25 protein-coding genes are annotated in these 26,604 nt (G+C 72.2%); 13 read left to right on the top strand and 12 right to left on the bottom strand.

Going from position 1 to position 26,604, the window contains the following annotated elements; genetic code table 11:
• Positions 1–84: 84 nt before the first annotated feature.
• The gene (locus BJ959_RS08140) at positions 85–558 is read right to left on the bottom strand and encodes a hypothetical protein (protein WP_153982127.1); all 474 of its coding nucleotides are present in this window, start codon (positions 556–558) and stop codon (positions 85–87) included.
• A gap of 116 nt (positions 559–674) precedes the next feature.
• Between BJ959_RS08140 and BJ959_RS08145 the strand changes: the two genes are divergently transcribed.
• Entirely contained in the window at positions 675–1,601 is a 927-nt protein-coding gene (locus tag BJ959_RS08145; RefSeq protein ID WP_153982126.1) for an AEC family transporter, read from the top strand.
• Here the strand turns inward: BJ959_RS08145 and BJ959_RS08150 are convergent.
• Positions 1,598–2,254 (bottom strand): DedA family protein, encoded by a 657-nt coding sequence (locus BJ959_RS08150; protein ID WP_341799913.1) that lies wholly within the window; start codon positions 2,252–2,254, stop codon positions 1,598–1,600. The genes BJ959_RS08145 and BJ959_RS08150 overlap by 4 nt on opposite strands.
• 48 nt (positions 2,255–2,302) lie before the next feature.
• Positions 2,303–3,139, bottom strand: coding sequence for an exodeoxyribonuclease III (locus tag BJ959_RS08155; RefSeq protein ID WP_153982125.1), 837 nt, complete (start codon positions 3,137–3,139; stop codon positions 2,303–2,305).
• A 29-nt stretch (positions 3,140–3,168) separates the two neighbouring features.
• On the opposite strand from BJ959_RS08155, the gene pyrE reads away from it, so the two are divergent.
• Together pyrE and BJ959_RS08165 are read left to right on the top strand one after the other, a co-directional pair.
• Positions 3,169–3,717 carry an orotate phosphoribosyltransferase gene (pyrE, locus tag BJ959_RS08160; protein ID WP_153982124.1) on the top strand — a complete coding sequence of 183 codons (549 nt, stop codon included), beginning with the start codon at positions 3,169–3,171 and terminating at the stop codon, positions 3,715–3,717.
• A complete protein-coding gene (locus BJ959_RS08165) occupies positions 3,714–4,817 on the top strand; it encodes a hypothetical protein (RefSeq protein WP_153982123.1) in 1,104 nt (367 codons plus the stop codon). Before pyrE ends, BJ959_RS08165 begins: the two co-directional genes overlap by 4 nt.
• Before the next feature lie 67 nt (positions 4,818–4,884).
• On the opposite strand, the gene BJ959_RS08170 is transcribed toward BJ959_RS08165, so the two are convergent.
• Complete coding sequence (locus tag BJ959_RS08170) at positions 4,885–5,682, bottom strand: HAD-IIA family hydrolase (RefSeq protein ID WP_153982122.1); 798 nt, start codon at positions 5,680–5,682, stop codon at positions 4,885–4,887.
• Between the two features lie 64 nt (positions 5,683–5,746).
• Between BJ959_RS08170 and BJ959_RS08175 the strand changes: the two genes are divergently transcribed.
• A complete protein-coding gene (locus BJ959_RS08175) occupies positions 5,747–8,590 on the top strand; it encodes an FAD-binding and (Fe-S)-binding domain-containing protein (RefSeq protein WP_341799912.1) in 2,844 nt (947 codons plus the stop codon).
• Between the two features lie 33 nt (positions 8,591–8,623).
• Here BJ959_RS08175 and BJ959_RS08180 read toward each other — a convergent pair whose 3' ends face one another.
• Genes BJ959_RS08180 through BJ959_RS08190 form a run of 3 tightly spaced genes read right to left on the bottom strand, consistent with a single transcriptional unit; the run spans position 8,624 to position 11,823 of the window.
• Complete coding sequence (locus tag BJ959_RS08180) at positions 8,624–9,610, bottom strand: L-threonylcarbamoyladenylate synthase (RefSeq protein WP_207949146.1); 987 nt, start codon at positions 9,608–9,610, stop codon at positions 8,624–8,626.
• 7 nt (positions 9,611–9,617) lie between these two features.
• Positions 9,618–10,499, bottom strand: coding sequence for a DNA-methyltransferase (locus BJ959_RS08185; RefSeq protein WP_153982120.1), 882 nt, complete (start codon positions 10,497–10,499; stop codon positions 9,618–9,620).
• Entirely contained in the window at positions 10,441–11,823 is a 1,383-nt protein-coding gene (locus BJ959_RS08190) for an acyltransferase family protein (RefSeq protein ID WP_153982119.1), read from the bottom strand. The genes BJ959_RS08185 and BJ959_RS08190 overlap by 59 nt, the downstream gene beginning before the upstream one ends.
• 82 nt (positions 11,824–11,905) lie before the next feature.
• Here BJ959_RS08190 and BJ959_RS08195 point away from each other — a divergent pair, with 82 nt between their 5' ends.
• On the top strand, positions 11,906–12,571 hold the full coding sequence (locus tag BJ959_RS08195; protein WP_153982118.1) for a TrmH family RNA methyltransferase: 666 nt from the start codon (positions 11,906–11,908) through the stop codon (positions 12,569–12,571).
• Positions 12,572–12,602: 31 nt separating this feature from the next.
• Positions 12,603–12,974, top strand: a complete 372-nt coding sequence (locus BJ959_RS08200) for a DUF4440 domain-containing protein (RefSeq protein WP_052225027.1) — start codon at positions 12,603–12,605, stop codon at positions 12,972–12,974.
• A gap of 117 nt (positions 12,975–13,091) precedes the next feature.
• Here the strand turns inward: BJ959_RS08200 and BJ959_RS08205 are convergent, their stop codons facing one another.
• Both BJ959_RS08205 and BJ959_RS08210 read right to left on the bottom strand, forming a co-directional pair.
• A complete protein-coding gene (locus tag BJ959_RS08205) occupies positions 13,092–13,511 on the bottom strand; it encodes a DUF3253 domain-containing protein (protein WP_153982117.1) in 420 nt (139 codons plus the stop codon).
• 29 nt (positions 13,512–13,540) lie between these two features.
• A complete protein-coding gene (locus BJ959_RS08210) occupies positions 13,541–14,851 on the bottom strand; it encodes an MFS transporter (RefSeq protein ID WP_153982116.1) in 1,311 nt (436 codons plus the stop codon).
• Between the two features lie 95 nt (positions 14,852–14,946).
• Here BJ959_RS08210 and BJ959_RS08215 point away from each other — a divergent pair, with 95 nt between their 5' ends.
• The 3 genes from BJ959_RS08215 to BJ959_RS08225 all read left to right on the top strand — a co-directional run bounded on the left by BJ959_RS08215 (position 14,947) and on the right by BJ959_RS08225 (position 17,589).
• Complete coding sequence (locus tag BJ959_RS08215; protein ID WP_165878995.1) at positions 14,947–15,600, top strand: TetR family transcriptional regulator C-terminal domain-containing protein; 654 nt, start codon at positions 14,947–14,949, stop codon at positions 15,598–15,600.
• Between the two features lie 61 nt (positions 15,601–15,661).
• A complete protein-coding gene (locus tag BJ959_RS08220; RefSeq protein ID WP_047560983.1) occupies positions 15,662–16,948 on the top strand; it encodes an adenylosuccinate synthase in 1,287 nt (428 codons plus the stop codon).
• 14 nt (positions 16,949–16,962) lie between these two features.
• The gene (locus tag BJ959_RS08225; protein ID WP_153982114.1) at positions 16,963–17,589 is read left to right on the top strand and encodes a GNAT family N-acetyltransferase; all 627 of its coding nucleotides are present in this window, start codon (positions 16,963–16,965) and stop codon (positions 17,587–17,589) included.
• Between the two features lie 25 nt (positions 17,590–17,614).
• Here BJ959_RS08225 and BJ959_RS08230 read toward each other — a convergent pair whose 3' ends face one another.
• Positions 17,615–18,265, bottom strand: coding sequence for a hypothetical protein (locus BJ959_RS08230; RefSeq protein WP_153982113.1), 651 nt, complete (start codon positions 18,263–18,265; stop codon positions 17,615–17,617).
• A 71-nt stretch (positions 18,266–18,336) separates the two neighbouring features.
• Between BJ959_RS08230 and BJ959_RS08235 the strand changes: the two genes are divergently transcribed.
• Both BJ959_RS08235 and BJ959_RS08240 read left to right on the top strand, forming a co-directional pair.
• Positions 18,337–18,654, top strand: a complete 318-nt coding sequence (locus BJ959_RS08235; RefSeq protein ID WP_153982112.1) for a chorismate mutase — start codon at positions 18,337–18,339, stop codon at positions 18,652–18,654.
• Entirely contained in the window at positions 18,651–19,574 is a 924-nt protein-coding gene (locus BJ959_RS08240) for an EamA family transporter (RefSeq protein ID WP_153982111.1), read from the top strand. Before BJ959_RS08235 ends, BJ959_RS08240 begins: the two co-directional genes overlap by 4 nt.
• Here BJ959_RS08240 and BJ959_RS08245 read toward each other — a convergent pair.
• Positions 19,501–22,023: an HAD-IC family P-type ATPase gene (locus BJ959_RS08245; protein WP_341799911.1), complete on the bottom strand. Its 2,523-nt coding sequence runs from the start codon at positions 22,021–22,023 to the stop codon at positions 19,501–19,503. The genes BJ959_RS08240 and BJ959_RS08245 overlap by 74 nt on opposite strands.
• A 201-nt stretch (positions 22,024–22,224) precedes the next feature.
• Between BJ959_RS08245 and BJ959_RS08250 the strand changes: the two genes are divergently transcribed.
• Positions 22,225–22,824 carry a hypothetical protein gene (locus BJ959_RS08250; RefSeq protein WP_153982110.1) on the top strand — a complete coding sequence of 200 codons (600 nt, stop codon included), beginning with the start codon at positions 22,225–22,227 and terminating at the stop codon, positions 22,822–22,824.
• A 56-nt stretch (positions 22,825–22,880) separates the two neighbouring features.
• On the opposite strand, the gene purL is transcribed toward BJ959_RS08250, so the two are convergent.
• Positions 22,881–25,196, bottom strand: coding sequence for a phosphoribosylformylglycinamidine synthase subunit PurL (gene purL / locus BJ959_RS08255; RefSeq protein ID WP_153982109.1), 2,316 nt, complete (start codon positions 25,194–25,196; stop codon positions 22,881–22,883).
• A gap of 176 nt (positions 25,197–25,372) precedes the next feature.
• Here purL and BJ959_RS08260 point away from each other — a divergent pair, with 176 nt between their 5' ends.
• Positions 25,373–26,602: a mechanosensitive ion channel family protein gene (locus BJ959_RS08260; RefSeq protein ID WP_153982108.1), complete on the top strand. Its 1,230-nt coding sequence runs from the start codon at positions 25,373–25,375 to the stop codon at positions 26,600–26,602.
• The last annotated feature ends 2 nt before the right edge of the window (positions 26,603–26,604 follow it).

Here is a 26,604-nt window from a genome sequence, read left to right on the forward strand (position 1 = left end):
CGCGTCAGCGGGGCGGGTTAACGAGCTGCGCGGGCGGTCTCGACCGGTGGTCGATTCCGCCCGCGCCCCCGGGTCGGTGCCGCCCTACTGGGTGACGGGCGTGACGGTGTACTGCATGGTCGCAGTGCCGTCGTCGTTCTGGGCGCCGAGGATGCCGACGTTCCAGGTGGTGTTCTCGTAGATGCGCGTGATGGCGCCCTCGCCCAGGTCGAGCGTCGAGATCTCGGCATAGCCGGCGAGCAGCATCTCGTCGAAGGCGCGCTGCACCTCGTCGTAGCTCGCGACGTTGATGATCACGCTGAAGACCCCGCCGGCCGACGACGAGAGCACGATGTCGCCGTCGGGGGTCGGAACCTCGGCCGGCCAGTCGGCGGGGAGGCTCGCGCCCCCGCTGCCGTCGACGTCGACGTCGACGCCCGTCTGGTCCTCGATGATCTGCTCGACGCCGCCCTCGACGATGCCCTCGGTGAGCTGCTCGAGTGGGTTGCCGAAGCAGCCGGTGAGGGTGAGCGCGAGGCCCACCCCGAGAGCGGCGACGGCGGGAACGGTGCGGCGCATGATGCCTCCAGGTGCGGTCGGGTCGGCGCGCGGCGCGCACCGGTGCTGTACGACCAGTGTGCTCCCGCGGCCGAATCGATGCCATGAGTAGTCACTACTTGCCAGACACTGTCTTCATGGCAGGCGTGCTGATCGGCTTCGCGATCATCGGGGCGGTGATCGCCGTCGGCTACCTCGTGGGGCGCCTTGGCATCCTCGGCCCGCATGCCGACTTCGTGCTCAGTCGCTTCGCCTTCTTCGTGCTCTCGCCCGCCCTGCTGTTCACGGTGCTGGCCGAGGCTGATGCACGGCAGCTGTTCTCCTCACTCCTGCCGGTGTCGGCGGCCGCCGCCCTCGCCTGCATGGCTGTCTTCGCGCTGATCGCGCGGCTGCTGTGGCGGCGGGCCGTGCCCGAGACCACGATCGGGGCCCTCTCCTCCGGCTACGCCAACGCCAACAACATCGGCCTGCCGATCGCCGCCTACGTGCTCGGCGACCCCGCCTTCGCCGCGCCCCTGATCCTCCTGCAGCTGGTGATCTTCACCCCGATCGCCCTGACCATCCTCGACGTCTCGACCAGCGGAACGCTCTCCGTCGGGAGGGTGCTGAGCCAGCCGGTGCGCAACCCGCTCATCATCGGGTCGGCACTGGGCCTGGTGCTCTCGGTCACCGGCATCGAGCTGCCCGCCCCCGTCATGGAGCCCTTCCACCTCATCGGGGCGGCTGCAGTCCCCACCGTCCTGCTGCTGTTCGGCATGTCCCTGCACGGGCGGCGCATTCTCCAGCCCGGCTCGGGACGCCGCGACATCCTCGTGGCCGTGGTGCTCAAGATCGTCGTCATGCCGACCCTCGCCTGGGCCATCGGGGGCTTCGTCATCGGCCTCGAGGGCCTGCCGCTGTTCGCCGTCGTCGTGCTCGCCGCCCTGCCGACCGCTCAGAACGTGTTCAACTACGCGCTGCGGTTCGAGCGCGCTGTGCCGGTGGCCCGGGATGCCGTGCTCATCACGACTGTGCTCAGCGTTCCCGCGCTCATCGTGATCGCCGCGCTGCTCGCGCCGCGCTAGGGCTCGAGCCCGTCATCCGTTCGCGCCGCCTCCCGGCGCTTTGCCCGCTCGCGCCGCACGATGCGCAGGATGCGCCAGGCGATGATCGCCGCGAGCACGATGATCGCGGTGATCAGCACGCCGCGGCTGTACCGCGAGGCGATGTCCTCGACGATGGTCCAGTTCTCGCCGAGCACGAAGCCGAGCACGACGAAGAGCGTGTTCCAGAGGCCGCTGCCGAGCGTGGTCAGCAGCACGAAGAGCCACAGCCGCATGCGGTCGACACCCGCCGGGATCGAGATCAGGCTGCGCACGATGGGGATGAACCGGCCGAAGAACACGGCCGCCGGCCCGAAGCGGTGGAACCAGGCCATGGCCTTCTCCACATCCTCGGAGCTCATCAGGGGGATGCGGTCTGCCCAGCGCGCGAGCCGCTCGGCACCGAGCCCGCGGCCCAGCGCGTACAGCAGCAGAGCACCCACCAGGGAGCCTGCCGTCGTCGTGAGGATCACCGAGATCAGGTCGAACGAGCCGCGACTGGCCGTGAAGCCGGCGAGCGGCAGGATCAGCTCGCTCGGGATCGGCGGGAAGAGGCTCTCGATCGCGACCAGCAGTGCGGCACCCCAGACGCCCAGGGTCTCCATGATGCTGATGGCCCACTCATCGATGCTCACGGGTCTCGACCCTACCGGGGCGCGCCCCGCTCTGCCGCGGGCTCGGCGCTAGAAGATCATCGGGCGGTCATCGTCATCGCCCTCGACGGCGAGGGCGACGACGACGGGAACGTGGTCGCTCGGGGCGTCGCCCTTGCGCTGCTCGCGCTCGATGCGGGCATCCACCACCCGGTCGGCGAAGCCCGGCGAGCCGAGGATGAAGTCGATGCGCATGCCCTCGTCGCGGGGGAACCGCAGCTGCTTGTAGTCCCAGAAGGTGTAGCCCTCGGGCACGAGCGGTCGCACCACGTCGCTCAGCCCGGCCTCCTCGAGGGCGGCGAAGGCCGCGCGCTCGGCGGGCGAGATATGGGTCGAGGCGCCGGGAACGAAGCTGGGGTCGCCCATGTCGGCGTCGAGCGGGGCCACGTTGAAGTCGCCCACCAGGGCGAGGGGCGCTCCGGGGTTCGCAGCCATCCAGTCGCCGGCGTCGGCGGCGAGGGTGCGGAGGAACCGCAGCTTGTAGTCCATGTGCGGGTCATCGAGCGCGCGGCCGTTGGGCACGTAGAGGCTCCAGATGCGCACGTCGTCGATCGTCGCGCCGATCGCGCGCGCTTCCAGCGGGGCGTCCGGACCTTCGTGCCCCTTCGCGAAGCCGGGCTGCCCGCGGAAACCGATCTCGACGTCGGTCATCGGCAGGCGGCTGGCGATGGCCACGCCGTTCCACTGGTTGAGGCCGTGCAGCACCACCTCGTAGCCGGCCTCCTCGAAGGGCTCCATCGGGAACTGCGCGGGCGTGCACTTGATCTCCTGCATCGCGAGCACGTCGACGTCGGCGTTCACGAGCCAGTCGACGACCCGGCCGTACCGGGTGCGGATGGAGTTGACGTTCCAGGTCGCGATGCGCATGGCATCAGCCTACGAACTACAGTGAAGCCGTGACCGACGCTCGTTCTCAGCTCATCCAGCTCATCCGCGATGAGGCCGTGTTCCACGGCGACTTCACCCTCACGAGCGGCGCGAAGGCTACCTACTACATCGACCTCCGCACGCTCAGCCTCGACCACCGCGCGGCTCCGCTCATCGGCCGAGTCATGACCGAGCTGATCGACGACCTGCCCGACATCGCCGCCGTCGGCGGACTGACGATGGGCGCCGACCCGATCGCCTCCGCCGTGCTGCACCAGGCGCCCGCGCTCGGCCGCAGCTACGACGCCTTCGTCGTGCGCAAGGCGCCGAAGGACCACGGCCGCGGCAAGCAGGTCGAGGGCCCCGACGTCGAGGGCAAGCGGGTCGTCGTGCTCGAGGACACCTCCACCACCGGCGGCTCGCCGCTGACCGCGGCTCGCGCCCTCGAGGCGGCCGGTGCGATCGTCGTCGCTGTCGCGGTCGTCGTCGACCGGGCGACGGATGCTCGCCGCGTGATCGAGGAGGCCGGGTACGAGTACCGCGCCGCCATCGGCCTGCACGATCTCGGACTCGCATGACGGACGAGCGCGACCGCGAGCCGGGGCAGGAACCGGACGACGCGACCGGCAGCTTCGACGCCGACGCCTGGTTCCGCGCGCAGTTCGGCGGCGCGCCGGAGCCCGCCGTACCGCCGCCGACGGCTGCGCCTGTGCCGCCCGGGCCTGTGCCGCCCGGGCCCGTGCCGCCCGCGCTCGTGGAGCCCGTTGCGCCGCCCCTCGCTCCGCCCGCGGCCGTCATCGAGCCCGAGCCCACGCAGCCCGCCGAGGTCGTGCCGCCGGCCGCGGTGCTCGGTGACGCCACGACCGAGCTCCTCCGCGAGCCGGAGACCGGCGCGTCGTTGGACGAGCTGTTCGGCGAGAGCAGCTTCCAGGAGTACGACGACACCCTCATCCCGGCCCCGCCGCGCTCCGAGCGCCGCGCCCGCCGCGGGTCGGGCGGCGACGGCGGGGATGGTGGCGACGGCAATGGCGATGGCGGCGAGCCGGCCGCGCGCGCGCCGCTCGGCCGGACGCAGAAGGTGCTGCTCTGGGTGGCAGGCGGCCTCGCCGCGGTGCTCGCGCTCGTCGCGGTGTTCGTGGTCGGCACCCGCATCCCGCTGCTGCTCGGCCCCGCGCCGGGTGCTGAGCCGATCGCGTCGGCCAGCCCCACGCCCACCGCGTCCGTCGACGCGGGCCGCGTCGGACCCGTGCCGCCCGGCGACTACCGCTGGGACGAGCTGGGCGGCGGCGAGTGCCTGGAGCCGTTCATCGACGCGTGGCAGGACACCGTCACGGTCGTCGACTGCGCGACCCCGCACGGCGGGCAGCTGGTGCTGCGCGCCGAGCTACCTCTCGCGGAGGGGGCTCTGACGGCGGGCCCGTACCCGGGCGAGCCGCTGCTCGCCTCGCAGGCCCTGCAGCTGTGCTCCTCGGCGGGCGTGCTCGACCTCGCTGCCGCCGGAGAGTTCCGCGACATCGTCCTCCAGGCGGCCTTCCCGGTCTCGCCGGAAGAGTGGGATGCCGGCGAGCGGGACTACTTCTGCTTCGTCTCGCGGTCGTCGGGCGAGCCGTTGACGGTGAGCCTTGTCGGCTCGGGCCCCGCGCCGACGGCCCTGCCGACCGCACCGCCCGCGGGCTGACGCGCAGCGGCCCGGGCCGCGGCCACGCGCCAGGAGCTGCCTGCCCGGGGGTGCCGGTTGCCGGCAGCTACAGCTCGGTCTCGGAGGGGGACGCGTCGACGAGCTCGTGCACGCCGGCGAGGATCTCGTCGGGCCGGAAGGGGTAGCGCGCGATCTCGGCCTCGTCGCTGATGCCGGTGAGCACGAGCACGGTGTGCAGGCCGGCCTCGATGCCCGCGACGATGTCGGTATCCATGCGGTCGCCGATCATCGCGGTCACCTCGCTGTGCGCGCCGATGCGGTTCATCGCCGAGCGGAACATCATGGGGTTGGGCTTGCCGACGACGTAGGGCTCCTTGCCCGTCGCCTTCGTGATGAGGGCCGAGATCGCGCCCGTGGCCGGAAGCGGTCCGTCGGCGCTCGGCCCGGTCGCGTCGGGGTTGGTCGCGATGAAGCGCGCGCCCTGCCCGATGAGGCGGATCGCCTTCGTGATCGCCTCGAAGGAGTAGTTGCGGGTCTCGCCGACGACCACGTAGTCGGGGTCGGTCTCGGTCATGATGAAGCCCGCCTCGTGCAGTGCGGTCGTCAACCCGGCCTCGCCGATGACGAAGGCCCGACCGCCGGGGATCTGGCTGGCGCAGAAGTCGGCGGCGGCGAGCGCGCTCGTCCAGATCGCCTCCTCCGGAACATCGAGCCCGCTCGCCGAGAGCCGTGCGGCGAGGTCGCGGGGCGTGAAGATCGAGTTGTTGGTGAGCACCAGGAAGGGGGTGCCGGTGTCACGCCACTGGCGGATCAGCTCGACGGCTCCCGGCAGCGGGGTGTTCTCGTGGACGAGGACGCCGTCCATGTCGGTGAGCCAGCACTGGATCTTGCGTCGGTCGCCCATGGCGCCAGCCTACTGGCTGGGTCCGCGCCCCCTCCGGACTCGGCGCCATAGGTATGATCAATAGGTGGATGCTGTGCTCGCGCCGCGCACGCAGCGGCCGATCGATCTCGTGGCGATGGCGCATGACGCGAGCCACTACCTGCTGCGCCCCGCCGAGGTCGCGCGGCCGGAGAGCGTCGCGCAGGTCGCGGCGCTGCTCGCCGAGGCTACGCGCACCGGCCGCCCGCTGACCTTCCGCTCGGGTGGCACGAGCCTCTCGGGCCAAGGGGTCACCGACCAGCTGCTGGTCGACACGCGGCGCGCGTTCACGGGCATCGAGGTGCTCGACGGCGGCGTGCGGGTGCGCGTGCAGCCCGGCGCGACCGTGCGGCAGGTCAATGCGCGGCTCGCCCGCACGGGTCGCCGCCTCGGCCCCGACCCGGCGAGCGAGATCGCCTGCACGATCGGCGGGGTCATCGCCAACAACTCCAGCGGCATGGCGTGCGGAACCGAGCAGAACACCTACCGCACGCTCGAGTCGATGACGCTCGTGCTGGCGAGCGGGGCCGTGATCGACTCCGCTGCCGCCGATTCAGACGAGCAGCTGCGGCTCGCCGCTCCCGAGCTCTGGGCGGGGCTGGCGGCCCTGCGGGCGCGGGTGCTCGGAGACGGGGAGTCGGTGGCGAGCATCCGCCGCCTGTTCGCGATGAAGAACACGATGGGCTACGGCCTCAACGCCTTCCTCGACCACGAGCGGCCGATCGACCTGCTCGTTCGCCTGCTGATCGGCAGCGAGGGCACGCTCGGCTGGGTCGCCGAAGCCGTGTTCCGCACCGTGCCGGTCGCGCCGCTCGTGACGACAGGGCTGCTGGTGTTCCCGCGGCTCTCCGACGCGACGGCGGCCCTGCCCGCCCTCCTCGACGTCGGGCTCGCGACGATCGAGCTCATGGACGCGACGTCGCTGCGCGTCGCCCAGACCCTCTCCGACGCGCCCGCGACGATCACCGGGCTCACGGTCGACCGCCACGCGGCGCTGCTCGTCGAGGTGCACGCGTCGGCGGATGCGGAGCTCGCCGACGGCACCGCCCGCCTCGAGGCACTCGCCGCCGGGCTGCCGCTCGCCGCCCCGTTCACCCTCACGCGCGAGCCCGCCGCGCGCGCCGCGCTGTGGCACGTGCGCAAGGGCCTCTACCCGGCCGTGGCTGAGGCCCGGCCGAGCGGCACGACCGCGCTGTTGGAGGACATCGCGGTGCCGGTGGCGAACCTGCTGCCGACGTGCGAGGCGCTCGAGGCGCTGTTCGTCCGGCACGGCTACGAGAGCGCCGTGATCTTCGGCCACGCGAAGGACGGCAACGTCCACTTCCTGCTCACCGAGCGCTTCGACACCCCCGAGGGCGTGGCGCGCTACGCGGCGGTGACGGAGGAGATCGTCGCGCTCGTGCTCTCGCAGGGCGGCACCCTCAAGGCCGAGCACGGCACGGGCCGCATCATGGCCCCGTTCGTCGAGCGGCAGTACGGCGCCGAGCTGACGGCGGTGATGCGCGAGCTGAAGCGGCTGTGCGACCCGGCCGGCGTGCTCAGCCCGGGGGTCGTGCTCACCGACGACCCGCAGGCGCACCTGCGGCATCTGAAGACCACGCCGACCGTCGAGGCCGAGGTCGACCGCTGCGTCGAGTGCGGCTACTGCGAGCCGACCTGCCCGAGCCGCACGCTCACCCTCACGCCGCGGCAGCGCATCGTCGTGCGGCGCGAGCTCGCCGCCGCCGAGGCCCGCGGCGACACCGCGCTCGCCGCCGCGCTGCGCGCCGATGAGGGGTACGAGAGCGTGCAGACCTGCGCGGTCGACGGGATGTGCGGCATCGCCTGCCCGGTCAGCATCAATACCGGCGACCTCGTGCGACGCCTGCGCGCCGAGAGCCGTACTCCCGGCCGGGGCGCGTGGAATGCCGCCGCCCACCGCTGGGACGCCACCACCCGCACCGCGGCCGCCGCGCTCACGGTGGCGGATGCCCTCCCCACGCCGCTCGTGCGTGCCGCGAGCTCGGCGGTGCGGGCCGTGCTCGGCGCCGACACCGTTCCCCGCTACGAGGCCGGGCTGCCGCGTGGCGGCCGGCGCCGCTCGTCCGTGCTCGCGGAGTCGTCCGCTGTGCGGTTCGCGCCCCCGGTGGCCGAGGCGGCCGGGGCCGGCACGCTGCCCGCGGCCGTGTACCTGCCGGCGTGCGTCGGGACGATGTTCGGACCGGAGGGCGCGGCGGCCGACGAACACGCCCGCGGTGCGACGGCTGCGTTCCTCACCCTGTGCGAGCGGGCGGGCGTCACGCTGCTCGTGCCCGAGGGCATCGACGGCCTCTGCTGCGGCACCCCCTGGAAGTCGAAGGGCCACCGCGCCGGCGCCGCCGCGATGCGCGACCGCGTGACGGCTGCGCTCGAGGCGCTCGGCCCGGTTGCGGCCGGGCTGCCGATCGTGAGCGACGCCGCCTCCTGCTCGGAAGGCTTCGCCGGGCAGCAGAGCTCGAGCGTCGGCGCTCGCGTGCGCGACGCCGTGACCTTCACCGCCGAGGTGCTGCTGCCGCTCCTCACGGTGCGGCATCGACAGGGTCGTGTCGCCGTGCATCCGACCTGCTCGACCGAGGCGCTCGGCGCGACGAGCGCTCTCGTCGCGATCGCGCGCGCGGTCGCCGGCGAGGCGGTCGTGCCCGACGCGTGGGGATGCTGCGCCTTCGCCGGCGATCGCGGCATGCTGCACCCCGCGCTGACGGCCGCCGCGACCGCCCCCGAGGTCGCCGACCTCGCCCGGCTGGCCGCAGAGGGCGGCGCCTTCGACGCCGCGGTCAGCGCCAACCGCACCTGCGAGCTCGGCATGGCCCGCGCCACGGGCCTGCCGTACACGCACGTGCTCGAGCTGCTCGAGCGGGCGACCCGCCTCTAGGCGACGGGCTGGTCCCGTCGGGCGTCGAGGCCCTCACTCGTCGCTCTGAGCCCCCTCGGCCCCGGGCGTCTCGCGGTGCGCCGCGCGACCCAGCCGGTCGCGCACCGCGACCGCCACCCCGCCGCCGCTCGGCTGCCAGGCGACGACCCGCCGCAGCCCCGCATCGTCGGCCGCGCGCAGCGCGGCGTAGAGTTCGTGGGCGTACGCGTCGACCGTGCGGGGCGCGGCCAGCCGCACCACGCCCTCGGGCGTGCCGTGCTCGTGCAGGGCGATGAAGCCGTCGCCCGGGCGCGGACGCTCGTCGAGGAGGACTGTCGCGTGCGGCGCGTAGTGCGAGGGCAGCGAGCCGCTGACCCGGATCGTCGATCGCTGCTCGCCGAGCGCCAGGCCGGTCGCCGCGGTGATCTGCTCATCGGTGATCGAGCCGGGGCGCAGCACGACCGGCGCGGGGCCGGTGCAGTCGATGATCGTCGACTCGATGCCGACCTGCGAGCGCTCGCCGTCGAGAATCACGTCGGTCGGCAGCAGCATGTCGCCCAGCTCGGCCCGCACGGCGTCGGCGGTCGTCGGCGAGACCCGCCCGAAGCGGTTGGCGCTCGGCGCGGCCACCCCGCGGCCGCCGAGCTGCTCGAACCGCTGCAGCAGGCGGTGCGCGGTGGGGTGGCTCGGAACCCGCACGCCGACCGTCGGCTGGCCGCCGGTCACGGCATCGCTGACGTCGGCTGAGCGCGGAAGGATCAGCGTCATCGGCCCTGGCCAGAAAGCGGCGGCGAGGGCCCGGGCGTACTCCGGCACCTCGGTCGCCAGCGCGTCGAGCAGGCTCGCGTCGCTGACATGCACGATCAGCGGATGATCGGCCGGCCTCCCCTTCGCGGCGAAGATGCGGGCGACCGCCGCGGGGCTGGCGGCGTCGGCCCCGAGCCCGAACACCGTCTCGGTCGGGAAGGCCACCAGGTGCCCCGCGGCGAGGGCACGGGCGGCGGCGTCTTCGGAGTCGCCGAGCTCGGGGTCGCTGGTCACCCCCCGATTATCCCGCGAACGGGGTGATGGGCAGGCCGAGGCGGGCGCTGGCGATGCGGAGGGCATCCGGGTGCTGGTCGATGCTGATGCTGCGCCGCCCGAGCGCGCGGGCGGCCGCGGCCGTCGTGCCGCTGCCGGCGAAGGGGTCGAGCACCCAGTCGCCCTCGCGGCTCGAGGCCTGGATGATGCGGCGCAGCACGCCGAGCGGCTTCTGCGTGGGGTAGCCGGTCTTCTCCGGCCCGGCGGTGGGCACGATGGTGTGCCACCACACGTCGGTCGGTAGCTTGCCGCGGGCCGCCTTCTCGGGCGTGACGAGGCCGGGCGCCATGTACGGCTCGCGGTCGACGGCCTCGCTGTTGAACCAGTAGGCGGCCGGGTTCTTCACGTAGACCAGGATCGTGTCGTGCTTCGTGGGCCAGCGGCTCTTCGCCTTGGCGCCGTAGTCGTAGGCCCAGATGAGCTCATTGAGGAAGCACTCGCGCCCGAACAGCGCGTCGAGCGCGACCTTCGCGTAGTGCGCCTCGCGCCAGTCGAGGTGCAGGTAGAGCGTGCCGTCGTCGCGCAGCACCCGGTGCGCCTCGATCAGGCGCGGGGCGAGGAAGGCCCAGTAGTCGGCGAAGGCGTCGTCGTAGCTCGACAGCGCCTCGACCGTGCGGGTGTAGCTCTCGCCCGAGAAGCCGAGGTAGGTGCCCTCGGGGTCGCGCACGCTGCGGGTCGTGCGGCGCTTCTGCGTGCGGCCCGTGTTGAACGGCGGGTCGAGATAGACCAGCTGCATGCTCGCCTCGGGCAGGGCGCGCAGCACGGCGAGGTTGTCCCCCGCGACGAGCAGGTCAGGCGCGGTCGGCGTCCACAGGGCGTTCAGCGGCTGTGGCGGCGTCGGCGGGCTCATGGCCCGAGGTTAACAGCGGGGCCGGATGCGGGCGCTCACGTCGACGCGGCGAGCGCAGCAGCACGGCCAGCAGCAGCAGGGTGACCCCGATCGCGGCGCCGTAGGCCGGCGTGAACCCGGCGATCAGCAGCGTGACTACTCCGGCGATGCCCAGGATCACCTTGAGGGCGGCCATCCACGGCCCCAGCCCGGCGGGTTCGGCGGGCGCCTCGCCCCGCGCGGATGCCGCGGCGCTCGCCGCCTCCGCAGCTCGGGCGGCGCGTGCCTCGTCGCGCCGGTCGAGCCATGCCACCCCGATGACGATGGGAATCAGCATCAGGGCCACGGCGATCAGGAACGGCGGGCGGCTCTGCCACCAGCCGGCGCTGAGCGGCTCGGGGAAGGGGGCCCCGGCCACCACGAGCACCACGGCGACGAGCACGATCACGGGAACGTGCCACAGGTAGATCTGCATCGCGTTGCGGTTGATCGCGTCGCTGAGCCCCGCGAGCGTCGGCCGCTCGGCGAGGCGCGCGAGCCACGGGCGCAGCCACGCGAAGAGCAGCGTCTGGCCGACACCGAGCACGAGCAGCGCCGCGGTCGGCGGGTTGAGGTTGTCGTACATGTCGGTCGAGTAGCCGACCACGGTGGTGAGGAACAGGAGGCCGCCGAAGGCGGCGAGGCCGGCGAGAGCGAGCATCCACCGCCGGCGCCAGTCGAACCAGCCGTCGGCGAGGCAGAACCCGAGCTGCTGGATGAGCAGCCACACGAACGCGAGGTTGAGGGCCCCGATCAGCGGCTGCACGGTGAGCAGTGCGATGGTGTCGACGATCATGACCGCACCGAGCAGCGTCAGCAGGGTCGCCCACGGCGCGCGCTCGTGCAGGCGGGCCATGAGGGGCACGAGGCCGGAGCATCCGAGATAGACCGCGAGGAACCACAGCGGCTGCCCGATGCGGAAGCCCACGTCGCCGAGAACGTCATCGGGCAGCCCGACCAGGCCCAGGATCGCCAGGGTGATGCCGACCAGGCCGAGCGGCAGCAGGGCGGGCCGGGCGAGCCGAGCGACGCGGTCGCGCACGTACTCGGAGCCAGTCACGCCGCGCCCGCGCTGGCGCCGCCAGGCGAGCAGGCTCGAGAAGCCGCCCATCACGAAGAACAGCGGCATGACCTGCACGAGCCAGGTGCTCCAGGCGAAGATCGGATGCCCGTCGAGCGAGTTCGTGATGGCGAGCCCGCCGCTCTCGACGGTGATGCCGGCCATCATCACGTGCAGGCCGACGACCACGACCAGGCACGCCGCCCTCGTCAGGTCGACGGCTCTGTCGCGTGCGGTGCTGCCCATGGTGGCTTCAGGCTACGCGCGGCGGCGTGCTGCGGGAAGGTGCCGCGCGTGCCCGGATATGCGCCGACCGTACGCTGGGAGCATGACGAACGGCGACGATCCCGGGGGTGCCGCGCGCCCCGAGCCGAGCGTCGAGCTCACGACGCACGGGCTCGGTCCCTGGCCGGGCGACCCCGAATCCTGGCCCGACGACCCGCGCCTCGACCCCGAGCTGCTCGCCCACGGCGACACCCGCAACGTCATCGATCGCTACCGCTACTGGAGCATGGAGGCGATCGTCGCCGACCTCGATGCGCGGCGGCACCCCTTCCACGTCGCGATCGAGAACTGGCAGCACGACCTCAACATCGGCTCGATCGTGCGCAGCGCCAACGCCTTCCTCGCCGCCGAGGTGCACATCGTCGGCCGCCGCCGCTGGAACAAGCGCGGCGCCATGGTCACCGACCGCTACCAGCACGTGCGGCACCACTCCGACATCGGCGAGCTCGTCGCGTTCGCGCGCCACGCGCGTCTGCCGATCGTCGCGGTCGACAACGTGCCGGGGTCGGTGCCGGTGGATGCGGAGCCGCTGCCGCACGCGTGCATCCTGCTCTTCGGCCAGGAGGGCCCCGGTCTCTCGGAGGAGGCGCTCACCGCCGCCGACCGGGTCGTCGAGATCCGGCAGTTCGGGTCGACGCGGTCGATCAACGCGAGCGCCGCGGCCGCGATCGTGATGCACGAGTGGGTGCGGGTGCACGCGAGCCCTTGACGAGCATCCGCCCAGCCGATGGACTGAGCGCATGACGGTGATCACCGATGATCTGCCCGCCCAGTTGATCCACCAGGAGCACGAGGGGTGGGAGGCGATGACCCGCGGAGAGGGCGGCACGCACTCGTACACGGCGATGCTGCCCGACGCGATCATGGTCTTCCCGGGCACGCTGCTCGAGCGCGGCGCGGTCATCGCGGCGCTCGACGGCGTGGTGTGGAGCGACTGCCGCATGAGCGACCAGCGCGTGGTGCGCCTCGGCGATCGCGCGGCACTGCTCGCCTACCGGTTGCGGGGCACGCGCGATGGCGCGCCCGTCGACCTGTGGGCGACGACGACCTACGTCTACAGCGAGGGGCGCTGGCGGGTCGGCGCGCACCAGCAGTCGCCCGCCGGGGACTAGTCAGATGAGCGCCCGCAGGATCATCTGGTTCGCTGCGGTGGTGCTCGTCATCGTCGGGCTGGGGCTTCTGTATCAGGCAGGGCTGCTGGGCAACGTCGCAGTGCCCTAGAACGGCGGTCAGCGCGCGCGGCGGATCCGGATCGGGCCCTTCGCCGTCGACGGGTCGACGACCTTTCCGCCCTGCGTGATCTCGACCTCGCCGGCGGCGACGAGCCGTCGGGCCGCGCGGCGAGCGGGCTCCATCAGCGCGCGCCACGCATCCTCATCGGCGTCGCCCGCGACCGCCCGCGCGGCCTCGCTCGGGCAGATCGTCGCGCCGGCCGCGCGATCGGCGAGCAGGCTCCGGATGCTCTCCTCGAGCGCCCGATCCACGGGCCGCACACCGCGGGCGCGGCAGGCGTCGCTGCACCAGCGCACCGCCTCCCAGTCGCGCGCCCACTTCGCGCGCCACTCGATGCGGCGGCCGCACGAGCCGCAGACCTTCTCGGCGCGCGGGTCAGCGGATCCTTCTGCCCGCGTGTCTCGCTGCCGAACCATGCGGTCAGCCTGCCCGACGAAGCCGACGACTAGCTTCGAGCGCTCGGGTCGCCAGCCCGTCGGCTGCGCGCCAGCAGCAGCCCGACCCCCGCGACGACGAGCACCGTCACTGCGGTGCCGACGAACAGCAGGGTCGCGCCGCCCGCCTCGTAGGCGAGCCCCGAGACACCGGCGGCGATGGTCGCGGCCGCGAGACCGATGCCGCGCAGCAGCCCCTGCGCCGAGCCGGCGCGCGCCGGGTCGACGGCGTGGGCCATCGCGGCGGCCGCGCCGATGAAGGCGAGGGCCTGCCCGGTCGACTCGACGAACCCCATGCCCGTGGCGAGCCAGGGGTTGCCGACGAACCCGTAGAGGGTGACGATCGGCAGCAGGATCAGCAGCCCGCGGGCGTAGGCCGCGACGCCGCCGCGGCGGTCGGCGAGGCGGCCCGCCCACCCGGCGACGAGCACATAGGGCAGGGCGAAGAGAGCGTAGCTCGCCGCCGTCAGCACGGGGTCGGCGCCGATGTCGGCCATGAACCGCGGCCAGATGCCGTCGTAGGCTCCGGTCGGCACCATGACCGCGGCGTACAGCAGCACGATGCCGATGATGCGGGGCGAGCGCAGCAGGTCGAGGCTGGTGCGCGGGGCGCTCGCGCCGAAGCGCAGCGTGCGGTCGGCATCCGTGCCGTCGAAGCCGATGACGCCCGCCGCGATGCCGCCGGTCGGCGGGTGGGGGTCATCGTGGCGGAACCGCGAATCGCCCGCCGTCACGGGAGTGGCCACGTGCGCCGCCTCGAAGAACCCGACGAGCACGGGGATGAGCGCCAGCAGCACGACGACGGCCGACACGGCGAGGATCGCCGACGGCGCGGCGAACGCGAGAGCGATGCCGGATGCGAGGGGCCCCACCGCGATGCCCGCGAGCTCGGCGGCCCCGAGGCGCCCGAGCAGCTCGCCGCTGCGCGCATGGTCGAACCGCACGATGAGGGCGCTCGCGGCGATGACGAAGATGCCGAAGCCGAAGCCGCCGACGGCGCGGCCGGCGATGAGGTGCCAGCCCTCCGTGGCGAGCGCGCTCAGGCCGAGCGAGCCGGCGACCATGACGACGCCGATGACCGCCATGAGGCGGGCGTGGCCGCGGTCGGCGGCGGGGGCGACGAGCAGCTCGGCGACGAGGGCGGCGGCGAAACCGGCCGCGGCGAGGTAGCCGATCTCGGCGGTGCTCACGCCGAGGGTGCCTTGCAGGGCAGGGATGAGCGGGAAGATGACGAACGATGCCGACGACAGGATCACCATCGCGGCGACGACGCTGGGCACGAGCAACCGTCGCTGGCGGTGCGCGCGCTGCTGCGGGGACATGGGGACCTCTCCGAGTTGTTGTCCAACTGGACAATAAGGCTAGCACCGCCTATCCGGATGGACAACAGAACGGTATCGCGGCCTATGCTCGACGCGTGAGCGAGAAGAGGAGCGCCGCGCGCAAGAGCAGCGATGAGCGGCGCGACGAGATCGTGCGCGCCACCCTGCGCCTCGTCGCCGCCAAGGGCTTCGCCGGCGTCACCCTCCGCGAGGTCGCCACCGAGGTCGGCGTCGTGCACGGGCTCATCCGCCACTACTTCGCGAGCCGCGACGAGCTCGTCGCCGCCGCCTTCGACGTCGCCGTCACCCGCGAGCTCGCCGCCGACCAGCAGCAGCTCGACGGGCTCGACCCCATCGCGGCGCTCGCCGGCTGGCTCGCCGCCACCAACGAGAACCACTACCACGTGTGGATCGACGCCTGGAGCGAAGCGCCGCGCACCCCCGCCCTGGCCGCCGCGCTCGCCCGGCATCACGACGACTGCGAGCGCATCCTGACCCGGGTCATCGAGCGGGTGGTGGATGCCGGGCTCGGCGCGAGCGCCGACCCCGCGGCCGACTCGCGCCTGCTCACCGCCGTCGCCGACGGCGTCGCCGTGCAGCACCACGTGGTGGGGGTCATCGGGGTCGACGAGGCCAACGACATCGTGTTCGGGGTCGCCGAGCGCCAGCTCGGGCTCGAGCCGGGCATCCTGGCCCGCGCCAACCCCGTGCCCGCCCGCGGGCAGTGGGCCGACGCCCCCGCTCGATAGTGCGGCGAGGCTCCCCGATAGACTGAGGGGCACGCCCTCACCACCTCTCGAAGGGACACCCATGCCTGCCGTCGTCATCATCGGCGCCCAGTGGGGCGACGAAGGGAAGGGCAAGGCCACCGACCTCCTCGCCGGCCGCATCGACTACGTCGTGAAGTTCAACGGCGGCAACAACGCGGGCCACACGGTCGTCGTCGGCGACGAGAAGTACGCGCTGCACCTGCTGCCGAGCGGCATCCTCACCGAGGGCGTCACGCCCGTGATCGCCAACGGCGTCGTGGTCGACATCGAGGTGCTGTTCGGCGAGCTCGACGCGCTCAGCGCGCGCGGCGTCGACGTCTCGAAGCTGCTCATCAGCGCCAACGCTCACGTCATCACCGGCTACCACCGCACGATGGACAAGGTGACCGAGCGGTTCCTCGGCAAGCGCCAGATCGGCACCACCGGCCGCGGCATCGGCCCGGCCTACGCCGACAAGATCAATCGCATCGGCATCCGCATGCAAGACCTGTTCGACGAGAACATCCTGCGCCAGAAGGTCGAGGGCGCCCTCAACGTCAAGAACCACCTGCTCGTCAAGGTCTACAACCGGCGCGCGATCGGCGTCGACGAGATCGTCGACGAGCTGCTCGGCTACGCCGACCGCCTGCGGCCGATGGTCGTCGACACCGGTCTCGTGCTGCACCAGGCGCTCGAGCGCGGCGAGACCGTGCTGTTCGAGGGCGGCCAGGCGACCATGCTCGATGTCGATCACGGCACCTACCCCTTCGTGACCTCGTCGAACGCGACTGCGGGCGGGGCCGCCACCGGCTCGGGCATCGGGCCCAACCGCATCGACCGCGTCATCGGCATCGTCAAGGCCTACACGACCCGTGTCGGCTCCGGCCCCTTCCCGACCGAGCTCTTCGACGAGTCGGGCGAGTTCCTGCGCAAGACCGGCTTCGAGTTCGGCACCACCACGGGCCGCCCCCGCCGCTGCGGCTGGTACGACGCGCCCATCGCCCGCTACACGGCGCGCGTCAATGGCGTCACCGACTTCGTGATGACCAAGCTCGACGTGCTCACGGGGCTCGAGAGCATCCCGGTCTGCGTCGCCTACGAGGTCGACGGCGTGCGCGTCGACGAGGTTCCCGTTTCGCAGAGCGACTTCCACCACGCGACGCCGATCTACGAGAACCTGCCCGGCTGGTCGGAGGACATCACCGGTGCCCGCACCTTCGACGACCTGCCCAAGAACGCGCAAGACTACGTGCTCGCCATCGAGGCCATGAGCGGCGCGCGCATCTCGGCGATCGGCGTCGGCCCCGGCCGCGACGCGATCGTCGTGCGCCACGACCTGCTCGACTGAGCCGGCCCCGCACCATGGCCGCCGACACCCTGCCGTACACGGTGCTCGAGGGCCACGGCGTGCGCCTCGAGCCCTACGACCCGGCGCACTTGCCGGGGCTGACGGCGGCGCTCGGCCGCGAGGAGGTCTTCGCCGGCGGGTGGGGCGGCGGCCCGGCCGGAGCCTGTACCGGCGAAGCGTTCGCCGCCTGGCTGCCGACCTACCTGCCGCTCGGCCGCGCCCACGTCTACACGGTGCTGACCGTTCCGTCGATCGAGGCCCCGGCGGCGGATGCGGAGCCGACGATCATCGGAACCACAACGATCCTCGACCTCACCCCCGCGACCGAGTCGGCCCACATCGGCTACACCGCCTACACGCCGGACGTCTGGGGCACGGACGTCAACCCCGCCTGCAAGCTGCTGCTGCTCACCCACCTTTTCGAGCACGGCTACGGCCGCGTCAAGCTGCAGGCCGACGTGCGCAACGCGCGGTCGCGGGCCGGCATCGAGAAGCTCGGCGCCCAGTTCGAGGGCGTGGCGCGTCGCGACGCGCCACGCGCCGACGGCTCGTGGCGCGACGGCGCCGTCTACGCGATCACGGTCGACGACTGGCCCGCCGTGCGCGCCGGCCTCGAGCGACGACTGGGCGCGACGGCCTGACGGGGCCGGGTGCACAGCGACGGCGCTAGGCGACCGAGCTGAACCAGGCGGCGCCCACCGTGACACCGAGCGCCGAGGCGCCGACCGCGATGCCGAGACTGAGCGCCCAGTCCGCGGCCGAGGCGCGGTTCTCGCCCGGGGCCGCCGGGGCAGCCATCGACAGCAGGTGGGCGCGCGCGGGGTGGGCCTCCCAGAAGGCGCGGCCCCGGGCATCCACCCGCCCGATCAGCATGCGCTGCGGCGCGGCGGGCAGGATCACCGCGAGCGGGGCGAGCCCCATGACCAGGAAGAGCAGGCCCAGGAACAGGCCGACGCCGTCGCCGCCCAGCAGGAAGGTGCGGAAGAAGACGATGCTGAGGCTCACGAAGAGCCCCGGCCAGGCGTAGAGCCAGGTCGGGGTGCCGAAGCCGCGGGCCAGCCCCGTGCCGATCGCCAGGGCCGCCAGGCCGCCGAGGATGCTCAGCGGCATGAACAGCGCGATCGCGTCGGTGCACTCCACCGCGATCACGTACGGGCCGCCGCGGGCGCAGTACCCGCCGAGCGCGGCGAGCGCGTCGGTCGAGCGGTACAGCAGCGTCAGGGCGGCCGCCGTCGAGAACCAGGCCAGCACCGAGCCGAGCACGCGGAGGGCGGCGGCATCGCGCCAGGTGCGCCGTGCGGGTGCCTCGATCGTCATGGCGCCACTGTAGGGCCGCGCGCGGCCCGGGTCGAGAGCCGTGCACCGGTGCGGAGCGTTACGCTCGACGCATGGATGACGCCGCCCTCGCCCAGCTCGCGGCGCTGCGCCGCAGCATCGACAACATCGACGCCGCGCTGATCCACCTGCTCGCCGAGCGCTTCACCCGCACGCAGGCCGTCGGGCGTCTCAAGGCGGCGTCGGGCATGCCGCCGAGCGACCCGGAGCGCGAGCGTCAGCAGATCGCGCGCCTGCGGGCCCTCGCGATCGACGCGCAGCTCGACCCCGCGTTCGCCGAGAAGTGGTTCAACTTCGTCGTCGCGGAGGTCATCCACCACCACGAGCAGATCGCCACGACGGGCACGGTGCAGACAGCCGACTCTGCGTGAGACGCTCCTCCGACACCTGGATCGCCCTCCAGTTCACGCTCGCCGGCGTGACGTGGGGTGCGAGCTTCCTGTTCATCGCCCTGGCGCTGGAGGGCCTGTCTCCGGTGCAGGTCGCGACCGGCCGCACTCTGTTCGGCGCGATCACGCTCGGTCTGCTCGTGCTCGTCACCCGCGACCGGCTGCCGCGGTCGGCCCGCGTGTGGGGACACCTGGTGGTGCTGTCGATCACGTTCGCGGTCATCCCGTACCAGCTGTTCGCGTGGGCGCAGCAGTACGTGGCCTCGGGTATCGCGAGCATCCTCAACGCCACCACGCCGATCATGACGGCGCTCATCGCGGGCCTCGCGTTCCGCATCGAGAGGCTCTCGCGCGAGCAGGTGCTCGGCATCGTCGTGGGCATCGTCGGGGTCGTCGTGATCGTCGGGCCCTGGCAGGGTCTCGAGCCGGGCTCGGGGGGCATCGCTCCTTACCTCGCCCTGCTCGGCGCGACCGCCTGCTACGGCTTCAGCCTCTCGTACATGCGCCGCTTCCTCGCCGACAGCGGAGTCAGTGCGACCGTGTTCAGCTTCGTCATGATCGGCCTCGCGGCGGGGTGGATGCTGCTGCTGACGCCCGCGATCGGTGCCCAGCCGATGACGCTCACGCCGACCGTGATCATCGCCATCGTGCTGCTCGGAGCCCTCGGCACGGGCCTCGCCTACGCGTGGAACCAGAACGTCGTGCGCGCGTGGGGACCGACCCGCGCCGCGACGGTCACCTACCTGTCGCCGCCCGTCGGCGTGCTGCTGGGCGTGCTCGCCCTCGGCGAGGTGCTCGTCTGGAACGAGCCGGTCGGTGCCCTGCTCGTCATCCTCGGCGTGCTGCTCGCGCAGCGCCGGCTGCGCCTGCCGGCGCGGCGCGTGCGATCAGGCGATGGGTGACGTCGAGAACGGCTGAGCCGATGGCGCTCGCGGCGATGGCCACGATGATGAGCTCGAGCGGGGGCATCCCGAGCTGCAGGAAGTCGGTGGCGAGCGGGATCGCCAGGACGACCCCCAGGCCCGCGTAGGCGGCGACCACCACGAGCCCGGTGATCCAGGTGAACGGCCGCGAGAGGATCACCAGCACCCAGAGCGCGGTGAGCGTGAGGGTGATGACGGCGGTGGTCTGCACGATCGCCGGCTCATGGCCGCCCAGGTAGGCGTAGGCGACGACCGAGATCAGGGTGCCGCCGACGATGAGCCCGGAGGGGATGCAGAAGCGTGCGGCCCGACGCAGGAACCCGGGCCGGTACTTCTGCACGTTGGGCAGCAGCGCGAGCACGAGCGCGGGCAGCCCGATCGTGAGGCCGTCGACGATCGACAGCTGCCGCGGCAGGAAGGGGAACGGCCACAGCAGCAGGCCGAACACGACGGCGAACAGGATGGCGTAGGTGGTCTTCGACAGGAATAGCTTGGCGAGCCGCTCGACGTTGGCGATGACCTGCCGGCCCTCGGCGACGATGCGCGGCAGGCGGCTGAACTGGCCGTCGAGCAGCACCAGGCGCGCGACCGCGCGGGTGGCGGGTGCGCCCGAGCCCATCGCGATCCCCATGTCGGCGTGCTTCAGGGCGAGGGCGTCGTTGACCCCGTCGCCGGTCATCGCCACCGTGTAGCCGAGGCGTTGCAGCGACAGCACCATCGCCTTCTTCTGCTCGGGGGTGACCCGGCCGAACACGGCTTCGCGCGCCATGATCGCGTCGAGCTCGGCGCGCCCCTCCTCGGTCTCGTCGGAGGGCAGGGTTCGGGCGTCGAACCCGTCGCCGACGTGCTCGACGCCGGCCTCGCGCGCGACCGCGGCGACCGTGCGCGGGTCGTCGCCCGAGATGACGCGGATGCTCACCCCCTGCTCGCGGAAGTACCCCAGCGTCTCGTGCGCATCGGGCCGCACCTTCTCGCGGAAGGTCAGCACCGCGGCGGGCGCGAGCCGCGCGGGCAGCCGTGCGGCGGCCGGCTCGGTCTCGGGCAGCGCCTCGGGCGAGTGCGCCAGCACGAGGGTGCGGAGGCCGCTCGCGGCGAGCTCACTCGTGCGCGCGAGCACGGCGCCGACCGCCCGGCGGTCGGCCCCGCCCAGCACGATGTCCGGCGCCCCCAGCACCCAGCTGCCCGCGGCGCGCGGGTCGCGGAACTCGGCCGCGCTCCACTTGCGCGCCGAGCTGAACGGCACGGCTGCCGCCAGTTCGAGGCTCGCCACCGCGGCGAAGCGCTCGCCGAGAGCCTGCGCGGTCGCGTTGGCGTCACGATCGGCGGCGAAGTGGCCGAGCGCCGCATCCCAGCCGGTGGGGGCGCCGAGCGGGGAGTCGAGACGATGTCCATTGACCTCCTCGACGGAGTCGAGGACGAGCCTCCCCTCGGTGAGCGTGCCCGTCTTGTCGAGGCAGAGCATGTCGACGCGGGCGAGGCCCTCGACCGCGGCGAGCTCTTGCACGAGCACCTCGTGCCGGGCGAGCTTCACCGCGCCGACCGCGAGGGCGACGCTCGTCATGAACACCAGCCCCTGCGGGATCATCGCGATGAGGCTCGCCGCCGAGGCGACCGTCGCCTCGCGCCAGGCACCGGTCGCGATCGCGACCTCCCAGCCGCCGACCGCCTGCATCTGCCCGTTGACGACGATGGCGCCGACCGGCAGCAGGGCGATCGTGATCCATCGGATGATGCGCGCGATGCCCGTGCGCAACTCGCTGCGCACGAGCGAGAACTGCTTCGCCTCGGCTGTGATGCGCGCGGCGTACGAGTCGGCGCCGCCCCGGATGACCCGCGCGAGCCCGCTGCCCCCGACGATCGACGAGCCCGAGAGCAGCTCGCGCCCCGGCGCCGCGTCGAGGGCGTCGGCCTCGCCGGTGAGCAGGGACTCGTCGACCTCGAGCCCGTTCGCCTCGAGCACGACGGCGTCGGCGGTGACCTGGTCGCCCGCGGAGAGCACGAGGATGTCGTCGAGCACGACGTCGGCGACGCGCACCTCGTGCATCGACTCGGCGCCCGTGTCGTCGCGGCGCAGCACGCGCGCGAGCGGAGCGTTGAGCACCGCGAGCCGGCTGAGGGTGAGCTTGGCGCGGAACTCCTGCGCCACCCCGATGACGACGTTGGCGATGACGAAGAAGCCGAAGAGGGCATCCTGCCAGTAGCCGAGCACGAGCAGTAGAGCGAAGCTGCCGCCCACGATGAGGTTGAAGAGGGTGAACAGGTTCGCCTGCATGATGCGCCAGAACGACCGACCCGTGTCGCTCGGCATCGCATTGCCCTCGCCGCGGGCCAGGCGCTCGCGCACCTCGGCGAGACTTAGGGCGACCGGGGGCTGAACCCCGGAGGTCGGCGTCGCAGTGTCGGGGGTCGGCGGCGTCGGCAGGCTCACGCGCGCGAGCCTAGCCGCGCAACCCTATGCGCAGGCCTAACCCGTGCTGACTACCGCACTATGCGATCTTCATGCCTAGCGCCCCGGAAGCGAACCTATCTCTTGCGTCGGTTCCCACGAATGAGGTGGAGTACTCAAGAGAGGAAGTCCCGCGAGCGCTGGCGCAAAAGGTAAGCCTGCATTAGACGATCGGATGTGGTTATGGACGAGAGGATCTGGAAAGACCGGGACGACGAACAATCGCCGTCAAGTTTGGGAGTCAGTACCGGAATTCTGACACCGATTGACAAGCCGCGTGTTCCAAGATGGAAGTTCGCGGTCGCGAGTCTCGGCACTCTTGCCCTTGTCTCCACGGTGTCTCAGTACACCGCTGCGTTGGTCTTCGGCATTGCTGAGTACGTGCAGTGGGGGGATCTATCGACTGGCGGAGTTGTTGGTTTCCTGACTGCCGTGATCATGTGGTGGAAGTGCGCTGATTGGGCAACGTGGCGGAAGTGGGTACTCGTTCCTGCCGCATTCCTAGTTCTGATTGCGTTCTTGCTGATCGGCCAAGGTTCCCAGGCGCTCAAGGCTGAGTTGCTCGAGATCGAGCGACAGGAACAGCAGATTTCGTCTTGCATAGAGCTACGAGCCGAGCTCGATCAGTTGACGACCTACCTTGAGGCCAAGTTGTCTCGTTGGGAGAACCGGACCAACACCTATTCGTGGGAAACGGGACCTTTCAATGACGTTTCGGGGGAGCCGATACCGGAATACACGAAGTACGAAGCATTGCTTGCCCAGTACTCGAGCAACTGTTGATTCGGCTTGAGCGTTCGAGCTTGCCCGACACGTTGCCCTACTCACGGGAGTGGCGGTCAGCCCCCGACCAGCGGCCCGAAGCGGGCGGGCAGCGTGTCGCGGTGGGCGTGCCGCAGCTCGGCCAGCGAGAGCGTGAACCGGTCTTGCACCTCGAGGCCGTCGACCTCGGCGTCGGTCACGCCGATGCGCAGCACGGGCACGTCGCGGCCCGCGCACAGGCCGCGGAACTTCACGTCGTCTTCGCGGGCGACCGACACGAGCGCGCGGGCCTGCGATTCGGCGAGCAGCGCGGCGAGAGCATCCACCCCGTCGCGCTCCATGAGCTCGCCGAGCCAGACGCGGGCGCCGATGCCGAAACGCAGCACGCCTTCGGCCAGGGTGGCGAGCAGGCCGCCCTCCGAGAGGTCGTGGGCGCTCGTGACCAGGCCGTCGGAGGCCGCGGCGGCGAGCAGGCCGGCGAGGTTCTTCTCGGCCGCGAGGTCGACGCGCGGCGGGAGGCCGCCGAGGTGGCCGTGCACGACGTCGGCCCACACCGAGCCGTCGAGCTCGTCGCGCGTGATGCCCAGCAGGTAGAGGTTCTCGCCGTCGTCCTGCCAGCCGGAGGGAAGGCGGCGGTCGACGTGGTCGATGACGCCCATGACGGCGACGACGGGGGTCGGGTGGATGGGAACGTCGCCGGTCTGGTTGTAGAACGACACATTGCCGCCCGTGACCGGGATGCCCAGCTCGAGGCAGGCGTCGGCGAGGCCCGTCACCGCGCGCTCGAACTGCCACATGACGTCGGGGTTCTCGGGGCTGCCGAAGTTGAGGCAGTCGGAGACGGCGCGCGGCACCGCGCCGGTGGCGGCGACGTTGCGGTACGCCTCGGCGAGCGCGAGCTGCGCGCCCGTGTAGGGGTCGAGCTGGCAGTAGCGGCCGTTGGCGTCGGTCGCGAGCGCGACCCCGAGACCCGACTGCTCGTCGACGCGGATCATGCCGGCGTCGTCGGGCGTCGCGAGCGCGGTGTTGCCGCCGACGTAGTAGTCGTACTGGTCGGTGATCCAGGCTGTGTCGGCCAGGTTCGGGCCGCCGAGCACGCGCAGGGCCTGCGCCCGAAGTTCGGCGTCGTCGGCGGGTCGGGCGAGCCGGGCGGCCGAGTCGGCCTGCAGCCCGTCTTGCCACGCCGGCCGCGCGTAGGGCCGGTGGTACACGGGGCTGTCGATCGCGACCGTCTTCGGGTCGACGTCGACGATCGTCTCGCCCTGCCAGTGGATGACGAGGCGCCCGGTGTCGGTCACCTCGCCCAGCACACTCGTCTCGACATCCCACTTGGCGGTGACGGCGAGGAAGGCGTCGAGCTTCTCGGGCCGCACGATGGCCATCATGCGCTCCTGGCTCTCCGACATGAGGATCTCCTCCGCCGTCAGCGAGGGGTCGCGCAGCAGCACCTGGTCGAGGTCGACGACCATGCCGCCGTCGCCGTTGCTCGCGAGCTCGCTGGTCGCGCACGAGATGCCGGCGGCGCCCAGATCTTGGACGCCCTCCACGAGCTCGCCCTGGAACAGCTCGAGGCAGCACTCGATGAGCACCTTCTCGGCGAACGGGTCGCCCACCTGCACCGCAGGTCTCTTGGTGGGTCCACCTTCGCTGAAGGTGTCGCTCGCGAGGATGCTCGCGCCGCCGATGCCGTCGCCACCCGTGCGCGCGCCGAACAGCACGACCTTGTTGCCGACGCCGCGCGCATTCGCGAGGTGCAGGTCGTCATGCCGCAGCACGCCCACCGCGAGCGCGTTGACGAGCGGGTTGGCCTGGTAGACCGCGTCGAACACCGTCTCGCCGCCGATGTTGGGCAGGCCGAGGCAGTTGCCGTAGTGGCTGATGCCGCTGACGACGCCGGGCACGACGCGCGCCGTGTCGGCGTGGTCGATGGCGCCGAAGCGGAGGGCATCCATGACCGCGACCGGTCGCGCGCCCATCGAGATGATGTCGCGCACGATGCCGCCCACGCCCGTCGCGGCGCCCTGGAACGGCTCGATGTAGCTCGGGTGGTTGTGGCTCTCGATCTTGAACGTGACGGCCCAGCCCTCGCCGATGTCGACGACGCCGGCGTTCTCGCCCATGCCCACCATGAGGTGCTCGCGCATCTCGTCGCTGACCTTCTGGCCGAACTGGCGCAGGTGCACCTTGCTCGACTTGTACGAGCAGTGCTCGCTCCACATGACGGAGTACATGGCCAGCTCGCCGCTGGTCGGGCGCCGCCCGAGCAGGGCCTTGATCTCGGCGTACTCGTCGGCCTTCAGGCCGAGAGCCTCGAAGGGCTGCACCTTGTCGGGGGTGGCGGCGGCGTTCTCGACGGTGTCCGGAGCGGGACGGCCGGGGGCGGGGTTCGTCACGGCTGCCAGCCTACCGGCGGCCTAGGCTGGTGCCGTCGCCCGCTCACCCGACCACCACCGGAGCCGCCATGACCTCCCGCATGATCTGGATGTACGCCGCCATCGGCATCCTCGTCTTCCTCGGCGCGATGTTCCTGGGGCTGGCGCTCAACGGGTGACCGCGGGATGCTGAGCGCATGATCCCGACGGCACTCCTCGATTTCGTCGACCTCGATGGGGTGCCCGAGCGCGGGCTCGGCTTTCTGCTGCTGCTGACCGTGCTGCTGCTCGCGGTCGCCGCGCTCGTCGTGCTCATCATCGAGCTGATCGTGCGGCTCGTCGCGCCGTCGCAGCCCTGGGCCGCATCCCTGCTGCGCGAGACGCGGCTCGCCCTGCGCCTGCTGCTCGCCGGCGTCGCCGTGCAGATCGCCGTGAGCCTTGCCGCACCCGAGACGCGGTTCTCGGTCGCGCTCGACCGCCTGCTGACGATCGCCGTGATCGGCCTGTTCGCCTGGGTGCTCATCGAGGTGGTCGACCACGCGTTCGACGGTGCGATGGCGCGCTACCCGACCGGCGCCGACGCCACGCGCGGCACGCGCCGCGCCCACACCCAGCTGACCTTCCTGCAGCGCCTCGCGACCGTCACGATCATCGTCGTTGCCGTCAGCGCGGCCCTGCTGACCTTCCCGCAGATGCAGGCGCTCGGCGGCAGCCTGCTCGCCTCTGCCGGGCTTGCGAGCATCATCGCCGGCCTCGCCGCGCAGTCGACGCTGTCGAACGTCTTCGCGGGCGTGCAGCTCGCGTTCTCCGACGCGATCCGCGTCGACGACATCGTCATCGTCGAGGGCGAGTGGGGCCGCATCGAGGAGATCACGCTCACCTACGTGGTGGTGCGCATCTGGGATGACCGGCGCCTGGTCGTGCCGTCGACCCACTTCACCACCACCCCCTTCGAGAACTGGACGCGCACGGGCAGCGAACTCCTCGGCTCGGTCGAACTCGACCTCGACTGGCGGGTCAGCCCGGCGGCGATGCGCGCGCGGCTCGATGCCGTGCTCGACGGCACGCCCCTGTGGGATCGCCGGGTGTCGGTGCTGCAGGTCTCCGACGCGACCGGCGGGCACGTGCGCGTGCGCATCCTCGTCAGCGCAGCGGATGCTGGCTCGCTGTTCGACCTGCGCAACTACGTGCGAGAGCAGCTCGTCGAGTGGGTGCGGCACGAGAGCCCCGGCGCGATGCCGCGCACGCGCGTGCAGGTGGTGGATGCTCCGTCGGGCGGTGAGGGGGAATCCGCATCCGTCGCGACCGGCGATGATCGCACGGCGGCGCGCCAGCTGTTCAGCGGCACCCCGGAGGCGCAGCAGCGCGCGACGCAGATGATGGCGCCGTCGGCCGACCCCGAGGCGCCGAGCCGCGCGGGGGCGTGACG

Source organism: Microcella frigidaquae (assembly GCF_014200395.1).
Lineage (GTDB): Bacteria > Actinomycetota > Actinomycetes > Actinomycetales > Microbacteriaceae > Microcella > Microcella frigidaquae.